The organism is Lentzea kristufekii (genome assembly GCF_033949925.1).
Taxonomy (GTDB): domain Bacteria; phylum Actinomycetota; class Actinomycetes; order Mycobacteriales; family Pseudonocardiaceae; genus Lentzea; species Lentzea kristufekii.
This window is the reverse complement of sequence record NZ_JAXAVV010000009.1, coordinates 173,375-190,601: the sequence shown is the minus strand read 5'-3', so window position 1 is coordinate 190,601 and position 17,227 is coordinate 173,375. Positions and strand designations below refer to the sequence as shown.

Sequence of the window (17,227 nt, the reverse complement as noted above, 5' to 3'; positions counted from 1 at the left end):
CACAGGCGCACCTGATGCGTCCAACGATTTTCCACCAAGCGCAATTCGCGAAACAGGCGGAAAACACCGAATCCGCGAACAGGCGACCCGTTCGCGGATTCGGCATTCGTCACACGATTCAGGGTGAGGCGAAACTCGGGTGCGGCGGCTGGTTGTAGGCGGTGTTCTGCCACGCCACGGCCTCCCGGTACTGCCGGTCCTCCATCAGCGAAGGCCGCCGGATGGTCGTCGGCTCCGTGGTGGAGTAGATCCGCAGCGCCCGGCTGTCCGAGGTCCGCCAGATGACCTCCTCGCGCCAGTCACCGAGGATGTCCGCCTGCAACGCCGGCGTGGACTTGGTGCCGTTGTTGGAGGCCACGCCCGAACCGGTGAGCAGCCGCGTGTCGCCGTTGGGGCCGTACTTGTCGATCGTGGTGCCGTTGAGCAGCTCGCGCTGCGCGTCACCGTCCCACCAGATCACGAAGTTGGTCGAACCCGGTTTCCGCGCCGAGACCTGGGCGCCCGTGGTGGCACTGCGCAGACCCGCGACGGACGACGACCAGGCCTCGGCGCCGGGGTTGCCGGCCCAGACGTCCGCGGCGACCCCGCGACCGTTGTCACAGCCGCACGACGGCGCGCTCCAGATGATCTGACCGGTGCGCGCGTCGCCCATCCAGTGCGTGACCTCGGTCGTCCACTCCGACGGCTTGAAGACCTCCAGGCCCGGCCTGGACGGGATGAAGTCGCCGACGTGCAGGGCGTCACCGTGGTGGGTGCTGTTCTGCCACAGGCCGCGGCCGTTGTCGTCGATGGCCATCGAGCCGTAGACGACCTCGTCGCGGCCGTCGGCGTCCACGTCGGCGATCGAGAGGTTGTGGTTGCCCTTGCCCTCCCAGGCCGAGCGGTTCGACTGGGCCGCCGAGTCGAACGTCCAGCGCTGGGTCAGCTGGCCGCCCCGGAAGTCCCACGCCGAGATGACGCTGCGGGTGTAGTACCCGCGGGCCATCACGATGCTCGGCCGCGCGCCGTCCAGGTACGCGGTGGCGGCCAGGAAGCGGTCGACGCGGTTGCCGTAGCTGTCACCCCACGACGAGACGTTTCCGCGTGGTGGCACGTAGTTCTCGGTGTCGAGCACCGCGCCGTCCGTGCCGCGGAACACCGAGAGGAACTCCGGCCCGGTCAGGACGTAACCGTCGCCGTTGCGGTGGTCGGCGTTCGCGTTGCCGATCACCTGCCCGGTGCCCGACCGCGTGCCGTCCGCGGTCTTCACGGCGATCTCGGCCCTGCCGTCACCGTCGTAGTCGAAGACCTGGAACTGCGTGTAGTGCGCGCCCGCCCGGATGTTGCGGCCGAGGTCGACGCGCCACAACCGGGTACCGCTCAGCTCGTACGCGTCCAGGTACACGTTGCCCGTGCGGCCTGCCTGCGAGTTGTCCTTGGCGTCAGCGGGATCCCACTTCAGGACGATCTCGTACTCACCGTCGCCGTCGAGGTCGCCGACCGACGCGTCGTTCGCCACGTAGCCCGAACCCGGACTCTGGATCGGGACGTCCCTGCTCGTCGCCAGGGTGCCGACGGAACGCGTGGCCGCCGCCGATTCCACGCCTCCGCTCACCTGACGAACCGAATAGGACGCATTCGGTGGCGCACCCGCGTCGAGATAGCTCGTCGCCGTCGTCACCGGCGCGCGGTTGACCTTCACCCCGTCGCGGTAGACGTTGAACGCCACATCGGTGGCGTCGCTGCCGAGCAGCCGCCACGACACGAAGTTGCCGTCGCCGCGCACCGACCGGATGCTGACCAGCCCGCGGTCGGCCGGGCTCGCCGGTTCGGCCGCGAGCGCGGGCACGCCGCCCGCGACGAGTATCGCCACGAGCAGCGCTGACATCGTTGTCCGCCTCATCGCCGATCACCCTCCTCACACCAGTAGTTGTTCTCGCACAGAGTGATCCGCAGAATTGAAACGTTTCACTGCGAGAAACAGTAGCGTCGAACAGGTCGAAGGCGCGGAGGGCGATTCTTCGACCTGAATTCGACGCCACTCTCACAAAGCCGGTGCCTTCGCCAGCACCTCGATCTCGCCGAGGGTGAGGTATCCGGACGGACGTGCGGTGAGGACGACTCGCACGGCGGCCGCCGGCGGTGAGGGGTTCAGCACGACCTCTGTCCGCAGCCCGGCGACTTCGACGTCGCCACTCGCGTCGACCCACGAGCCGTCGGCCGTGCGCACCTGAACCTTGAGGCTCTGAGCGATGCCGCCCTCGCCGTCGCGGTGTGAATGCACCGCCACCCGCGTGAGATCACGGAGTCCCGGCAAGGTGAAGGTGATCGTGTCGGACGTGTTCTTGGTGCCAGACCTCCAGTTCGACCACGCCTTCTCCTCCGTGACCCCGTTGCGCAACCGTTCCGCCGAGTAGCCGGACTCGGTGTAGGTCGCCGCGACGGCCGCGTCGAGCGCCGCGTTGACCTCGACGGGCTCGGTCACCTGCACGACCGCCGTCGCGGCCACCGTGCTGCCGTCGACGACCTGGGCACGTCCGGTCACCGTCACCGTTCCGACGTGGTCGAACACCGCGGCGTCCCACACCACGGGGAGTTCGGCCTTGCCGCCCCGCTTTCCGATACCCGTGACGGTGGCCGGCAACTCGGGCCGCCCGCCGACGTAGGTCTTCGCGCGAGCGGGCAGTGTCGAGGCGATCGTGTCGACGGTGACCACGGCCAGTGCGGGCAACTTCCGCCCGAGCACGTCCGTCGCAGTGCCGTGAACGCGCACGGTGCCGGGGTGCTGCCACCGCCAGTCCGGTGGGAGGTTCCAGACCACGGGAAGAGCGCCTCGCGCTCCGTCCGGGTACACCGGCGTCACGGTCTGCGGCAACACGGGCCGCAGCTTGGGAACCGTGAACACGGCGGCGTCCTGAACCCGTTGCACGGTCTCGTCGACCGGCGTCCAGCGCTGGTTCGCGCCCGAGGTCGGGGTCTTGGCCGACACGGTCTCCCCGGTCGCCTCGATCAGCGTGCCGGTGGCGGCGTTCACGAACGTCCAGCTGCCGTCACCGGTCGTGGACATGATCCACTGGGTCGCGGTGTCCCTGGCCGACTGCAGCACGACGGCGTCACCCGACGCGGCCAACCGGGTTCCGGTCACCGCGCTGACGATCTCGTAGCGCTCGCGGTTCCCGTTGCCGAGCCCCAGTTTCCGCACCGCCCACAGCTGCCGCGCACTCCCCGTGTCGGTGGCCCGCAGGACCGCTTTCGCCCAGTCGTCGGACGGCTGCAAGGACTTCCCGCCCGCGGCGATCCGGTACACGTGATCGGGCTGGACGAGCGCGGCGTCACCGGACACCCCCGCGACACCGTCGACGAGGAACGTGGTGACCGACTTCGCCGGCACCGAGAGGGTCGCCGACTTCCCGTTCACCCGCACCGGTTTGCCGCGCACGAGGGCCCCGGACGCGTCGGTGACCACCGGGGTCACCTTCGCCAGCGGCGAGACGAGCCCGAACCGGGACAGGTCCAGCGTCACCGCGCGGCCGGTGCTGCCGCTGTTGACGTGCACGACCGTCGCGCCCAGACCGGACCGCTTCACCGCGGCCACGCTCGACGGGTCATCGGTCTTGACGAACCGGTCGCCCGGCCGGACGAAGTGGGTGAAGTTGCGGATGGTGTGGAACTTGGTGTTGGTCCTGATCGGACAGGACTCCAGCGTGTCGTCCGCCGTGCAGTCGAACGGGATGTGGATGCTGCCCCAGTTCTTGCCGGCGGCCGCCTGCGGTGCGGTGTCCTCGACCGGCTGCCAGAACACCCACGCGGACGGTTCGAGCTCGCGGACGTCCTCGAGCATCCTGGTAGCCATGCCCAGACCGGGTTCCATGCTGGTGTAGTCGGTGGTGCCGTTGCCCCAGGTGCCCTCGACCTCGCTCATCCAGAGCTTCTCGCCGGCGCCCTTGGCGATGTCGCGGACGCTGGTGCGCTGGCCTGTGCCGTAGGTGTGCACGTTGAGCTGGTCGACCACGTCCCGCGCCGGGCCGTAGCCGTTCCAGTTGCGCACGAACGTGCCTGGGTTCGTCTCGTCCATCGCGGACACCTTCACCCGCGACCGCAACTCGTCGAGCGCTCGTCGCGTCGCGAGCAGAACTTCCTGCTGCAGCTCGGGTCCGGCGTGCGCGCCTTCCTGGCGTCCACCGGTCGGCTGGCCGTCAGGGCCGATCTGCGTACCCCAGTAGTTGGTGTTGGGCTCGTTCAACGGAGCGAGCGTGTCGAACTTGATGCCGTGCGCGCGTTCCACCTCCTGGGTCACGCGCGCCAGGTAGGTGGCGAAGTCCTCGACGCGGTCCCGGCGGATCTGGTCGGTGTTCGCGTCGAACCCGCCGGAGACGTAGCCGCTGACGGTCTGGAACCACGGGGGTGAGTTGCTGAATGCCTCCCACCTCGTGACCTTGCGCTTGACCTGGTCGACCCACCAGCGCTGGTTGGCGTCCGCGGAGAAGTCCCAGTGGTCCGGGTTGTCCGGCTGCCACCAGTCCACGTCCTCGCGCGTGGTGCCGGGAGGTGCTTTCCAGAAGCCCTCCATCGTGGCGCCCTTCTTCATGTAGTCCTTGCGGACGTCGGGCGCGTTGCCGCCGCCGATGTTGTACCGCGCGATGTTCAGGCGCAGGCCGTCCTCACCGAACAGCAGGTCGACGAGCTTGCGGCGGATCGGCTCCGGATAGCCACCGGTGATGTTCGCGAACCACACCAGGCTGGTGCCCCAGCCCTCGAACTCCGGTTGCTGGTACGACGGGTCGACGCGAACGGTGACCCCGTTCTGCGGCAACGGGTCCGCGGCCGCCGGCGTGGCGAGACCGGTGGCGACGAGGATGAGAGCCAGCAGAAGTCGCACCATGTCAGGCCCCCAGCCGGAAGTCGGCGACGCGGATCGGCGACGGCGTGGTGCCGCTGGAGGTCTGCTGGTACTGCACCGACAGGATCCCCTGGGACGCGACGCGCGAGGCGTCCACGTTCACCTCGCCGAACGCCTGCAGCGACGGGCGGTCGAACAACGTCGTCCAGTCCGTCCACCCGCTGGCCTTGCTCGCCGCCACGATCTTCCCGCGTGGCTGCACGAGGTACGCGTTGTCGTCCCGGTCGAACACGATCTTCGTGCGCTGGGTGTGGTTCGGCGGGATCGGGACCTCCCTCTTGGTCCACCTGCCGTCCGCTCCGCGGAAGACGTGGAAGGTGCGGCCGTACTGCGTGCGCTGCTGCGCGTAGTTCGACACGCACTGGGTGAACCGGCCGGGCACGTAGCTGATCACCACGTGCGGCAGGCCCTGCGCGTCCACGGCCTGGCTCTCCTGGTTCATCAGGCCGTGGTTCGGGTCGAGCGGATCGGCCACCAGGCCTGGCGAGTTGACGTTCACCGGTGTGCCACCGGTGGTGCCCACCACGGTTCCGGCACCGTTGCGCCACGTCCGGCCGCGGTCGTTGCTGTAGACGTAGCCGGTGTCGTGGTTGGTCAGCCCGCCTGGGTTGCACAGCACCCCGGCATTGCCTTCACGCCAGGTGAAAGCGGCGTGCAACCGTCCACTTCGGTCATAGGTCAGGCCGTGCAGGTACATGTTGCGGGTGGTGGACACGACCCCGTTCGGGCCGGTGTACGAACCAGTGGCGGACGACCAGCCGCCGAGCTTGCGCCACGTGCCACCGGAGTACTCGGCCAGCTCGTTGACACCGTTGCCGGAGCCACCGGTGCGGTAGCTGAACTGCAGCCTGCCCTCGGGCGTCACGACGAACTGCGGGTATGTCATGGAACCGAGCTCCACGCCGCCGAGCGTGCGCTGCACCGAACCGAACGAGGCGGCGTTCCACTGCTGGGCGCCCGTCGCGAGACCGGGCAGGGACCGGAAGTAGAACAAGCGCGTGTTGTGCGTGTCCAACGCGACGTGGATCGTGTTGTCCTGCGGGGAGATTCCCAGCGAGATCACGTTGTGCGAGTCGTCGGCGCTGAGCCGGTGCGGCAGGACCACGGTCTCCCACCGCGTGCTGCCCACGGCCCGCCGCGCGACCACGGCGTTGCGGCTCGCGGTGTACCAGGTGGCGTACTGACGTCCCTGGTAGGTCAGGATCGCGTCCTGCTGGAACGAGTTGTTGTTGACCACTCCGTCGTAGGACACGAAATACAGCGCCGACGCATCGAGCAGTGTGTCGCCCACGAGGCTCACCGCCGGTGCCGCCGCGGGCGCACCCACCGCGGTTCCCGACGATGCCAGCAGCACCGCGGCCACCACACTCAGAGCTGTCCTCTTCACGGTTCCCCCGGCTGGTCGCGGATCGGCTTGTCCCCGGAGCGTGAGGTCGAACAAAATCGAACGCAAGCGTCGACTTGTTCGATAACAGCGGGCTCCGTGTGAACGGCACGGACCTCGTGACCTCTTGTCGTCCTCCCACACCGACTGTTCACTTGTGTTCGGTTCTGTCTGAACATGGAGGTTCCGCGTGCGGCGCGCGATTGTTCTTGCCACGGTGCTGTCAGTTGCGGTGGGTTCGACGACACCGATCGCCTCCGCAGCCGATCCACCTCCGGACGTGCACACCTATCTGGAGGATCCGAGCAAGATCGCCGAGGGGCAGGAGCCGCACCACGCGTTGCTGCTCCCACAGGCGGACGTCGACTCGGCCGTGCGCGGCGACGAGCGCACCCCGTTCACGCGGTCGCTGGACGGCAAATGGCGGATCTCCATGGCGGACAAGCCCGCCGACGTTCCGGCGCGGTTCTACGCCGACGACCACGACACGTCCGGCTGGCGCACCGTGACCGTGCCGCACACCTGGCAGACCGACGGCCTGGACCACCCGATCTTCCGCAACATCGCCACCGAGGTGCAGCCGGACGACCCGCCCCGCGTGCCCCGCGACGTGAACCCGACCGGTGCGTACGTCCGCGACTTCGACGTGCCGGCCGACTGGACCGAGCGCGCGACGTTCGTGCGCTTCGAGGGCGTGACGTCCGGCTACTTCGTGTGGGTCAACGGCACGTACATCGGCTACGACCAGGGGGGTTACACCCCGGCCGAGTTCGACATCTCCTCCGCGCTGCGACCGGGCCGCAACAAGATCGCCGTCCAGGTGCACCGCTGGAGCGCCGGTTCCTACCTGGAGGACTACGACCAGTGGCGGTACTCGGGCATCTTCCGCTCGGTGTCGCTGTACTCGACGCCCGCCACGTTCATCCAGGACGTCACGCTCAAGACCGACCTCGACGCCACCTACACCGACGCGACCCTGACCGCGGACGTCGAGCTCGGCCACAAGCCCGGCGGCACCACCGGCACACACCGCGTCACCGCCAGTCTGCGTGACTCGAAGGGCGCGGAAGTCGGTTCGGCGAGCCAGGAGACCGACGGCAGCACCGCACGCCTGACGCTCCCCGTCCGCAACCCGGCCAAGTGGACCGACGAGACGCCGAACCTCTACACCGTCGTGCTGACGCTCACCGCGCCCGACGGCAAGATCACGCACATCACCAGCGACACCACCGGTTTCCGCGAGATCGAGATCCGGAACAGGACGCTGCTGGTCAACGGCAAGCGCGTGCTCTTCAAGGGCGTCAACCGCGCAGAGACCGACCCCGAACACGGCCGGCACGTCCCGCGTGCGGCGCAGGAACGCGACGTGGCGCTGATGGAGCAGCTCAACGTCAACGCCGTGCGCACCTCGCACTACCCGAGCGACCCGTACTTCTACGACCTCGCCGACAAGCACGGCCTCTGGATCGACGACGAGGTCGACATCGAGACGCACAACCACGAGAACTGCTCCCGGTGGTGCCAGGCCAACCAGCCGGAGTGGCGCGACACGTTCATGGACCGCATGATCGGCATGGTCGAGCGCGACAAGAACCACCCGAGCGTCTTCCTGTGGGACACCGGCAACGAGGCGGGACTCGGCGCCCACCACTACGAGATGGCGAAGTGGCTCAAGGCCAACGACCCGTCGCGGCCGATCTACCACCAGTCCAACAACCCCGACGGCGACGCGCCGTTCGCCGACGTGTGGGGGCCTCGTTACCCGTCGCCGGAGCGGTTCGCCGAACAGGCGAAGAGCACGACCAAGCCGCTGATCTTCGGCGAGTACGCGCACGCGATGGGCAACAGCCTGGGCAACTTCCGCGAGTTCTGGGACATCATCCGGGCCAACCCGCAGACCCAGGGCGGCTTCATCTGGGACTGGGCCGAGCAGAACATCAAGCAGAAGACCCGCATCGCGCCGGACAGCTCGGGCAACGACATCACCGCGCTGCTCTCCGGTGCGCCGAAGCTGGTCGACGGCCACCGCGGCAAGGCGCTGTCGCTGTCCGGGCTCGACGACTTCGTCGAGGTCTACCGCGACCGCAAGCTGGACATCACCGGCACGGCGCTGACGCTGGACGCGTGGGTCAAGCCCGGCAAGTGGACCGGCCAGTTCCCCATCATCGCCAAGGGCGACCACCAGTGGACGCTCAAGATGAAGAACGAGACCACGCTCGAGTTCTTCATCCACAGCGGCACGTGGCGTGCCGTGCAGGCGAAGGTGCCCGCCGACTTCTACGGCAAGTGGCACCGGGTCAGCGGTACGTACGACGGCACCGCGCTGCGGCTGTACATCGACGGCGCCGAGGTCGGCACCCTGCCGTTCACCGGCGCGATCGACTACTCGGCGGCGGACGTGAACATCGGCCGCGACTTCGAGATGTCGTGGAACGACCCGTCGACCGTCGGCTGGATGGCCCGCGGCGAGGTCGACGACGTGCGCGTCTACGACCGGGCGTTGCCGGCGGCCGAACTCGGCACCTCTTCCGCCCCGGCCGGCGGCGCCGTGCTGGCGCTCGACTTCGACGACGTGCGGGAACGCGGCACGCACTTCGCGTACGGATCGACGCTGTCCGGTGTGGACGGTCTGATCAGCACGGACCGCAAGCCCCAGCCGGAGACCACGCAGATGGCGTGGGCACACCAGCCGATCCGGTTCGGCTACTCCGGCGGTGTGCTGTCGGTGACCAACGAACGGCAGTTCACCGGCACCGACGACCTCACCCTGCGCTGGCGGGTCACCGAAGGCTCACGCGTCGTCAAGAGCGGCGAACAGCCGTTGCGGGTCGCCGCCGGCTCGACCACGCCGATCTCGCTGCCGGTGCCGGTCAACGACGCCGATCGGGAACGGTTCCTGACCGTCGAGACCGTCACGGCGTCCGCGGCACCGCTGCTGCCCGCCGGGCACGTGCTGGCGCACGACCAGTTCTCGCTGGGCGGCAGCCGCGTTCCCGGTCTGGACAAGGCGCCGCTCGACTGGGCCGTCGTGTTCACCCAGGAGGACGCCCAGAAGGTCACCGCCACGGCGGCAGGCGCCGCCTACACGGTGGACAAGAAGTCCGGCGCGCTGACGTCCATGAAGTCGTGGGGCCGCGAGCTGCTCGCCAGCGGCCCGAAGCTCGACGCCTGGCGAGCGCCGATCAGCAACGAGACCTACACGTGGGGCCGTGCCGAGGGCGAGGACTGGCGCAAGGCCGGACTGGACCGCCTGGAGACCACGGTGTCCGGTGTGCGCGTGGAGAAGGACGGGCACAAGACCACCAGGATCGTCGTGGACAGCAAGGTGGCCGCGCCTGGAGTGAGCGGGGCGTGGTTCGACCAGACGATGGTCTACTCGGTGGACTCGGCCGGTGTGCTGCGACTCGGGCACCGGGTGACGCCGCAGGGCTCCATGCGGACCCTGCCGTACCTGCCGCGCATCGGTGTCCAGCTGTCCGTGCCCGACCGCTTCTCCGAGTTCTCCTGGTACGGCAGGAAGGCGGAGAGCTACGTCGACCGCAGGGACGGCACGCCGATCGGGGTGCACTCCACCTCGGTGGCCGACCAGTACGTCGAGTACCACCGCCCGCAGGACCACGGCAACCACACCGACACCCGGTGGGCGTTGCTCACCGACGGACGCACGTCCGGTCTGCTGGTGTCGGGGGCTCGCGAGGTCAGCGTGACGCAGTACGACGACATCGAGCGTGCGGCGTACCCGTTCATGTTGCAGCGCAACAAGGGCTACTTCACGTTGCACGCCGATCACGCCGTGACCGGTGTCGGTGACACGCCGAACCCGGTGCGGCAGCGCAGCCAGGTCCGGCCTGACAGCACCTACGAGTACACGATCACGATGCGACCGCTGACGTCACAGGAAGCCTGGTCGGGCCTTCCGGCGGGGGCCTGACCGGTGGAGGTGGCCCCGGTGTCCGCCGGGGCCACCTCCTTTTCACGCCCGCGTTCGTCCGATGTGGACGTTCTGCTCACTCGGCGATCTGGTACCTGCCGAGCACCATCTGGGTCAGCTCGTCCGCGACCTCGTCCAGCGTCGCATCGACCCACCCGACGACCCAGTCGTGCATGAGTCCGTTGACGGCGCCGATGATGGCCGCGGCGGTGATGCGGTAGTCGCCAGGAGGGATCTCGCCCCGTGCGGCGGCGTCCGCGGCCAGCCGGTTGATCATCTCGACCCAGATGGCGCGGCGTTCGAGGCGCTGACGGTCCATGCGGGGGCTGACTCCGACGACCTCGACGTAGGCGATGCGGGCGTGCCGCGGGTCGGCGCAGGCGCCCTTCACGTAGGCGTGCACCAAGCGGGGCAGCAGCTCCGGCAGTCTCAGGTGCCCGGCGGCGGGCAGCACCTCGGCGACGGCCTTCCCCGCCACGTCGTTGACGTGGAGGTGCAGATCGGCCAGCAGGTCTTCCAGGGCGCGGTACTCCTCGTAGAACTGGCGGCTCGACAGACCGGCGGCCTTGCACAGATCACCCAGGCGGGTCCCCCGGAAACCCGGTCCGGTGCCGAACGTCTCCAGGCCCGCTTCCCGGAACCGCCCGCGCCGCTCGTCCCGGCGTTCGGCCGCGTCCTTGCCACCGTAACGACCCTCCGCCGGGGTGATCCTGCCTGCCACGGTGCCTCCAACGGATGTGTGCGGTGGTTGCCTCCACTGGCTCTTGTGGCCGGGATCACGCCAGCCTACTATCCAGTAGGTAAAATCTGAACTTGGCCGAGTTCAGATCTCCCTGCGGCATGCGCCCTCCCTTGCCGGCGCCCACTTCACTCGGAGATGCAACGATGCACGCTTCGTCCAACCCTGCGCGGAAACCTTCCGGAAGCGCTCTCACACGCCGCCTCACCCACGCTGTCACCGCGGTGGCAGTGCTCGCCGCATGCGTCACCACTCCGGCCGCCTCCGCGGCGCCGCTGCGTGAAGTGATGTTCGTCGGCAACAACTGGGACGGCACCGCCGACGTCATCAGGTCCACCGGCGACTTCGCCAAGATCGGCCGGATCAACGTCATCCCCGACAAGGACCAGCGACTCACCGAGATCTACCTCAACCCGATCAAGCTGGCCTTCTTCCTCGGTATTCGCTCGGGCCCCGGCGAGGGGCACGACCAGTTCGTCGACGACATGTACTCCACCCCCGACGGCACGGCCATGGTCGTCTCACGACCGAGCTTCGCCGACGTCGTCTCCCTCGACCTGGCCACCGGGAACATCAAGTGGCGGTTCCCCGTGTCAGGCTTCCGCTCCGATCACATGGCCGTCTCCCCCGACGGCACCAAGATCGCGGTCTCGGCGTCGACGTCCAACACCGTGCACGTGCTGGACATCAACACCGGCAGGCAGCTCGGCTCCTTCAAGACCGGTGACAAGCCGCACGAGAACGTCTTCACCAACGGCGGCAGGTACCTCTGGAACATGTCGATCGGCGAGGTCAACAACAACTTCGACGCCCCGTGGCAGGACTTCCTGAAGGGCGACCGGCACATCACCGTCGTCGACGCCGCCACCTACCAGGTCGTCCGCACCATCGACCTGCGCGGCAGGCTGGACGCCTTCGGCCGCAAGGACCTGTCCAACGCGGTGCGGCCCGCGACGTTCAGCCCTGACTTCTCGAAGCTGTACTTCCAGGTGTCGTACTTCAACGGCTTCATCGAGTACGACGTCGCCACCGACAGGGTCACCCGCGTGAAGACCCTGCCGAAGAACCCGAACACCAGCGACGACCGCACCACCTTCGTCAACGACTCACGCCACCACGGCCTGTCCATGAACCCGGACGGCAGCAAGCTGTGCGTCGCCGGAACCATGGACGACTACGCCACTGTCGTGGACCGCGCCACCCTGCAGGAAGGCCCGCTCGTCACCGCCTCCAAGCCCTACTGGGCCACCGTCAGCGGCGACGGCCGCCAGTGCGTCATCTCCGAGAGCGGCGCCGACCAGGTCACCGCGATCGACTTCGGCACCGGCCGGAAAGTCGCCTCCGTACCCGTCGGCGACCACCCGCAACGCGTCCGCGTCGCCCGCATCTCCGCCGGCTGGACCAGCCCCACCAACTGACAACCGGTCCAAGGAGGTGGCCCCGGTGTCCACCGGGGCCACCTCACTTTCATGCCCGCGTGCGTCCGATGTAGACGTTGCGGGCCCGGTAGTTGGTCTCCGCCGTCGGGCCCGGACTGCCGGACGAGCCCTCCATCTGCAGGTTGATGATCACCCAGAGCGGCTTGCCGACGAAGTTCCTCGCGGTGTGCTTGGCGATCCACTTGCCGTCGAGGTAGTAGTGGATGTCGACGTCGGTGCCGTTCACCTTGGTCATCCACGCCCGGTAGGTGTGCCACGAACCCGGCGAGGACACGCCGACGATCGAGCTCGACACGTCGCTGGACGTCCGGAAGGTGTTGAACCAGTTCCGGTTGTCGCCCTTGAACTCGAGGATGTCGCTCTCGGGCGGCCAGCTGTTGACACCGGTCAGCCAGAACGCGGGCCAGGTGCCGCGGGTGGACGGCGCCTGGAAGTCTCCCTTCACCTCCCAGTTCGGGAACTGGTCGTTCACCACGACGTGTTCCTTCGCGTGGATCGCACCGGAGTGGTAGCGGATGGGCAGGTGCGGATCGGCGCTGCTGTTGCCCTCGTCCCAGGAGATGCGGGTCGCCTTCACCGTCAGCACACCGCCGGACAGCGACACGTGGTTGTGGTCGCTGGAGCTCGCGTACATCCTGGCCGTGCCGTTGTGGTCGGAGCCCCACGGGTACCGGTAGTTCCATTCCGACTCCAGCGCGCCGTAGCCGCTGAAGGACCCCGTCCCGATCACTTCCTCCCACGCCGCCGCGTTCGCGGGGGTCGTGGAGGCGGCGGTGAGGACGATGACGAGTGCGCCTGCTGCGATTCTCATCGCCTCACTGTCCTGGACGGACTCGTTGCCGCACAACAGTTCCGTCGATTCGACGGGCGGTTCGAATCGACAGGTCAGTCGTGCGGCGAGAATCCCTCGGCCGGGTCGTGGACGTCGAGCCGGCCGCACATCCCGAACCGCCTCGGCCCTTCCGCGCGCACCACGTGGACGTCCGCCTCGGCGAGGTGGCCGATGTCGCCGTCCCGCAACCGGTCCAGCTGCTCACCGGTGCGTTCGGCCGACGCCAAGGCGCCGGTCCGCCAGCGCTTCTCCCAGGCGTCCAGGACGTCCTGCTTCAGCCGCACGGCGGAGCGGTAGAAGTCGTCCAGCGCCGCGTCCTCGCCCGCCTCGACGCGTCGCCGCAGCTCCAGGAACCCTTCGAGAGCGAGGTCCCTGCGCCGCCGGGCGGACTCCTCGTCACCGGCCTGGGCGTGCGCGGGGTAGGTCTCCGCGTCGGCCAGCACCTCGGCGGGAAAGGTGAACACCGCGTCCCCGGCCTCGGGCAGGCCGCTGTTCTGCATCACGACGATGATCCGCAGGTCACCGTCGTTGACCAGGCGGTGGATCGTGCCGGGCGTGAACCAGACGACACCGCCCTCGCGCAGCGGTGTCTCGGCGAACCCGCGCCGGGTCAGGGTCTGGACGCTGCCCTGCCCGCCGATCACGTAGTAGCACTCCGAGCAGGCGAGGTGGACGTGCGGCGAACCGCCGCACACCCCGTCCACCGCCGGCCAGTCGTACACCCGGAGGCCGGAGATGCCCACACCGCCCGGGAACGGCGTCACCACGGATGTTCCTCCACATAGGATTCCAGTTGCGCTCTGTCCCAGTCGCCGTCGGCCACGACGAGCCGGTAGCGCAGGGTCAGCGTCGCGCCCGGAGCCAGCTCCACCGTGTCGTGAAAGGCGAAGGACGGGTTGACCGCCGCGAACGGCGTGCTGCGCACGAACCAGTGCGTGTTCTTGTTGTCCGGGTGGTCCAGGAACAGCAGCGTCGACGAGCGGTCGACCTCGTCGTGCCGGCCGATGAACGCGAGCCAGCGCGCGGCCTTGCCCATCATCTCCTGCCCGGCTCCCCCGTCGGCGGCGATCACGGTGCCGTCGGTGAACGAGCGCGGGCCGCGCCAGAAGAACCCGGTGTAGCCGGCGAGCTCACGCCCGTTGGTCGTCGGACTGCCGAAGACCAGCGGCTCGGCACGCAGATTCGTCAGGGTGGTGGCGAACTCCAGCGTCCACGAGTCGTCCTCGACGTCGCGCACGGCGAACGAACGCGACTCGCCGACCCAGCGTTCTCCCTCTTCGGTGAACCAGGACAGCCGCTCGTCGAAGCGGGCACCGTCGACCTCGAACTCCTCGTGCCGCATGGTCCCGACGTTCGACAGCGCCGCGTAGCCCCGGTCGCGCACGTACGTGACGCCGCCCCAGAAGTTCTCCCCCGACACGTCCGTCGCGGTCATCTGCACACCCTTGTGCCAGCGGTGGTCGTGCGGCCGGAACGCCGTCACCACGTCACCGGCGAGCGTGCGCACGGGATGCAGGTAGGGCTTCGGGCCCTCGAACGCGGGCGTGGACGGCCGGTGGACGTACCGGAAGATCTCGACGTCGCCCACCGACGCGGTGAGCGCCTCGTCGTCCTGCCGCGTGATCACCGAGCGTTCGCCCACGGGGCACCGATCCCTTCCATCGTCGCGTGGAACGGGCTGTCCGGACCGATCTGACCTGCCTTCACGACGGTACCGGTGAACGCGGACGCGTAGAGCGCCGCGATGAACTCCATCGTGTTCCTGGTGTCCGCGAGGGTCACCGGCGGTGCCTCGCCGCTGTCCAGCGCGTCCAGGAACGCCGTCAGCTGACACCGATGACCGCTGACGATCCCCGACGGCTCCCCGTGCCAGTGCGTGACGACCTCGTCGTGGCCGGGCGCCGGTGTCACGGTCCAGTCCGCGTCGGTGTAGCCGTAGAGGTGCTCGACCTCGACGGTGGCGCGTTCGAAGTCGAACCTCAGCTGCGACGTCTCCCTGGGCGACAGCAGCGAGTTGACCACCGAGGCGACCGTGCCGTCGGCGAAGGTCACCAGCGCCATCGAGACGTCCTCGGTCTGCACGTCCCGGGCCTGCCGGACCGCCACGGCACGGATCTCCTGCCACGGCCCCAGAACCGACAGCAGCAGGTCGAACTGGTGGATGCCGTGGCCCATCGTCGGGCCGCCGCCCTCGCTGTCCCAGGTTCCGCGCCACGGCACGTCGAAGTAGGCGTCGCCGCGGTACCAGAGCGTGTCGCACTTGGCGACGAGCGACCGGCCGAACACGCCTTCGGCGGCCAGGCGCCGCAGCCGGATCGCGGCCGGCCCGAAGCGGTGCTGGAACACCGTCGCGACGCGGCCGGTCGAACGGCGTTCGGCCGCGATCAGCGCGTCGATGCCGCTCAGTGACAACGCGGGTGGCTTCTCCACCAGCACGTTCACGTTCGCGGCGAGGCAGTCCAGCGCCACCGGCACGTGATGGCGTGGCGGCGTGCACACGTGCACGAAGTCCAGGTCCTCCGCCTCCAGCAACGCGGCGGAAGTGGGGTGCACGCGCGGCACATTCCACTCCTCGGCGAACGCCGCTGCGCGATCGGCGTCCACGTCCACCACGGCCACCAGTTCGACGCGCTCCCCCGCCGCCCGCAACGCCTCGGCGTGGGCGGCCGCGATCGCCCCGGTGCCGACGACGGCCGCCCGCCTCACTTCGCGGCGTCCACTTCGGACTGGACTTCCCTGATGAACGCCGCCGCGGCGGCGTCGGGTGTGGTGCGGCCGAACAGGACGTCCTCGGTGTGCCGCTTGAGGATCGTGTCGAGCGTGCTGGCACCGTTCGGCGTGATCCTCGGCGGATCGCTGACCGGGACGGTGTCGAGGTACTCCTTGGCGGCCTTGTCGGTGTCCTTGAGCTGCCCGGCGATCGCCTCGCGGATCTTCTGGTTGGCGGGCACGCCGCGTTCGGTCAGCAGGACCTTGGCCGCCTCGTCGTCGTTGGCGAGGAAGCTCACGAACGCCGTGGCCTCGGCCGGGTACTTCGACCGCGCGGACACCGACCAGAACATCGACGGCTTGTAGTAGGCGCCTGGTGCCGTGCCCTGGGTCTCGCCGGGCAGCCGCAACAGCTTCAGTTTGGCGCCGCTGGCGGCGGTCAGCGCGGTCAGCTGGGTGTTCCACCACAGGCCGAACGCCGCGGTGCCGGTCGCGGTGGCGGACTGGTTCAGCCCGGCGGACGCCTTCTCGACGCTCACCGAGGGCGGTGGCGCGACACCGGACTTGGACAGGTCGAGGATGTACTGCCAGTAGTCGCGTGCGATCTCCTGCGGCAGCACGACCTTGGCGTCGGCGTCGAACATCGCCTTGCCCTGCTGCCTCGCCCGGATGCTCAGCCCGGCCGCGTCGTTGATGCCCGGCGACTGCACGCCGAACACCTGGCCGCCACCGGCCTTCGACACCTGCTCGCCGACCTTCCTCAGGTCGTCCCACGACCACTTCGTGTCGTCGGGCACCGGGATGCCGTACTTCTCCAGCAGGTCGAGGTTGACCATGATCGAGTACATGCCGAGGCCGACCGGCAGCCCGTACTGCTTGCCGGCGATCGCACCGGTCGCGAGCGCCTTCTGGTCGAAGTTCGCGGTGTCCAGGTGCTTCTTGGCCTCGTTCAGGTCGAGCAGCGCGCCTCGCTCGGCGTAGGAGGCGATGTAGAGCTCGTCCATCTGCATGATGTCGGGCGCGTCGTTGGCCGCCATGGTGGTGGCGAGGCTGTCCCAGTAGCCGTTCCACTCCTTGAACTCGCCTTTGACGGTGATGTTCGGGTGCTTGCGCTGGAACATCTCGATGACCTGCTGGGTGCGCTTGTGCCGATCGTCCGCGCCCCACCAGGTGAAGCGCAGCGTGACCTTCTCCGTCGTCAGGTCTCCACCCGCGTCCGAGCCGGATCCGCACGCCGTCAGCAGGGACGCGGTCAGCGACAGCAGGACCGCCCACGCGGTCCCGCGGCGAGCACCTCTGAACATGAGCTGTCCT

11 protein-coding genes are annotated in these 17,227 nt (G+C 68.7%); 2 read left to right on the top strand and 9 right to left on the bottom strand.

Annotation, left to right across the window (positions count from 1 at the left end; all coding sequences use genetic code 11):
- Positions 1-118: 118 nt before the first annotated feature.
- The 3 genes from SK571_RS20090 to SK571_RS20080 all read right to left on the bottom strand — a co-directional run bounded on the left by SK571_RS20090 (position 119) and on the right by SK571_RS20080 (position 6,266).
- Positions 119-1,882 carry a rhamnogalacturonan lyase gene (locus tag SK571_RS20090; protein WP_319985620.1) on the bottom strand — a complete coding sequence of 588 codons (1,764 nt, stop codon included), beginning with the start codon at positions 1,880-1,882 and terminating at the stop codon, positions 119-121.
- A 141-nt stretch (positions 1,883-2,023) separates the two neighbouring features.
- Positions 2,024-4,861 carry a glycoside hydrolase gene (locus SK571_RS20085; RefSeq protein ID WP_319985619.1) on the bottom strand — a complete coding sequence of 946 codons (2,838 nt, stop codon included), beginning with the start codon at positions 4,859-4,861 and terminating at the stop codon, positions 2,024-2,026.
- 1 nt (position 4,862) lies between these two features.
- On the bottom strand, positions 4,863-6,266 hold the full coding sequence (locus SK571_RS20080) for a BNR repeat-containing protein (RefSeq protein WP_319985618.1): 1,404 nt from the start codon (positions 6,264-6,266) through the stop codon (positions 4,863-4,865).
- A 214-nt stretch (positions 6,267-6,480) separates the two neighbouring features.
- Here SK571_RS20080 and SK571_RS20075 point away from each other — a divergent pair, with 214 nt between their 5' ends.
- Positions 6,481-10,194, top strand: a complete 3,714-nt coding sequence (locus SK571_RS20075) for a glycoside hydrolase family 2 TIM barrel-domain containing protein (protein ID WP_319985617.1) — start codon at positions 6,481-6,483, stop codon at positions 10,192-10,194.
- A 76-nt stretch (positions 10,195-10,270) separates the two neighbouring features.
- Here the strand turns inward: SK571_RS20075 and SK571_RS20070 are convergent, their stop codons facing one another.
- Positions 10,271-10,915 (bottom strand): TetR/AcrR family transcriptional regulator, encoded by a 645-nt coding sequence (locus SK571_RS20070; RefSeq protein WP_319985616.1) that lies wholly within the window; start codon positions 10,913-10,915, stop codon positions 10,271-10,273.
- 164 nt (positions 10,916-11,079) lie between these two features.
- Here SK571_RS20070 and SK571_RS20065 point away from each other — a divergent pair, with 164 nt between their 5' ends.
- Positions 11,080-12,351: a YncE family protein gene (locus tag SK571_RS20065; protein ID WP_319985615.1), complete on the top strand. Its 1,272-nt coding sequence runs from the start codon at positions 11,080-11,082 to the stop codon at positions 12,349-12,351.
- 49 nt (positions 12,352-12,400) lie between these two features.
- On the opposite strand, the gene SK571_RS20060 is transcribed toward SK571_RS20065, so the two are convergent.
- The 5 genes from SK571_RS20060 to SK571_RS20040 form a co-directional block, all read right to left on the bottom strand.
- The gene (locus tag SK571_RS20060) at positions 12,401-13,183 is read right to left on the bottom strand and encodes a glycoside hydrolase family 16 protein (protein WP_319985614.1); all 783 of its coding nucleotides are present in this window, start codon (positions 13,181-13,183) and stop codon (positions 12,401-12,403) included.
- Between the two features lie 74 nt (positions 13,184-13,257).
- Positions 13,258-13,971 (bottom strand): cupin domain-containing protein, encoded by a 714-nt coding sequence (locus SK571_RS20055; RefSeq protein ID WP_319985613.1) that lies wholly within the window; start codon positions 13,969-13,971, stop codon positions 13,258-13,260.
- Entirely contained in the window at positions 13,965-14,846 is an 882-nt protein-coding gene (locus SK571_RS20050; protein ID WP_319985612.1) for a DUF6807 domain-containing protein, read from the bottom strand. Before SK571_RS20050 ends, SK571_RS20055 begins: the two co-directional genes overlap by 7 nt.
- Positions 14,828-15,910 carry a Gfo/Idh/MocA family protein gene (locus tag SK571_RS20045; protein ID WP_319985611.1) on the bottom strand — a complete coding sequence of 361 codons (1,083 nt, stop codon included), beginning with the start codon at positions 15,908-15,910 and terminating at the stop codon, positions 14,828-14,830. The genes SK571_RS20050 and SK571_RS20045 overlap by 19 nt, the downstream gene beginning before the upstream one ends.
- A complete protein-coding gene (locus tag SK571_RS20040) occupies positions 15,907-17,217 on the bottom strand; it encodes an ABC transporter substrate-binding protein (protein WP_319985610.1) in 1,311 nt (436 codons plus the stop codon). The genes SK571_RS20045 and SK571_RS20040 overlap by 4 nt, the downstream gene beginning before the upstream one ends.
- Positions 17,218-17,227 lie beyond the last annotated feature (10 nt).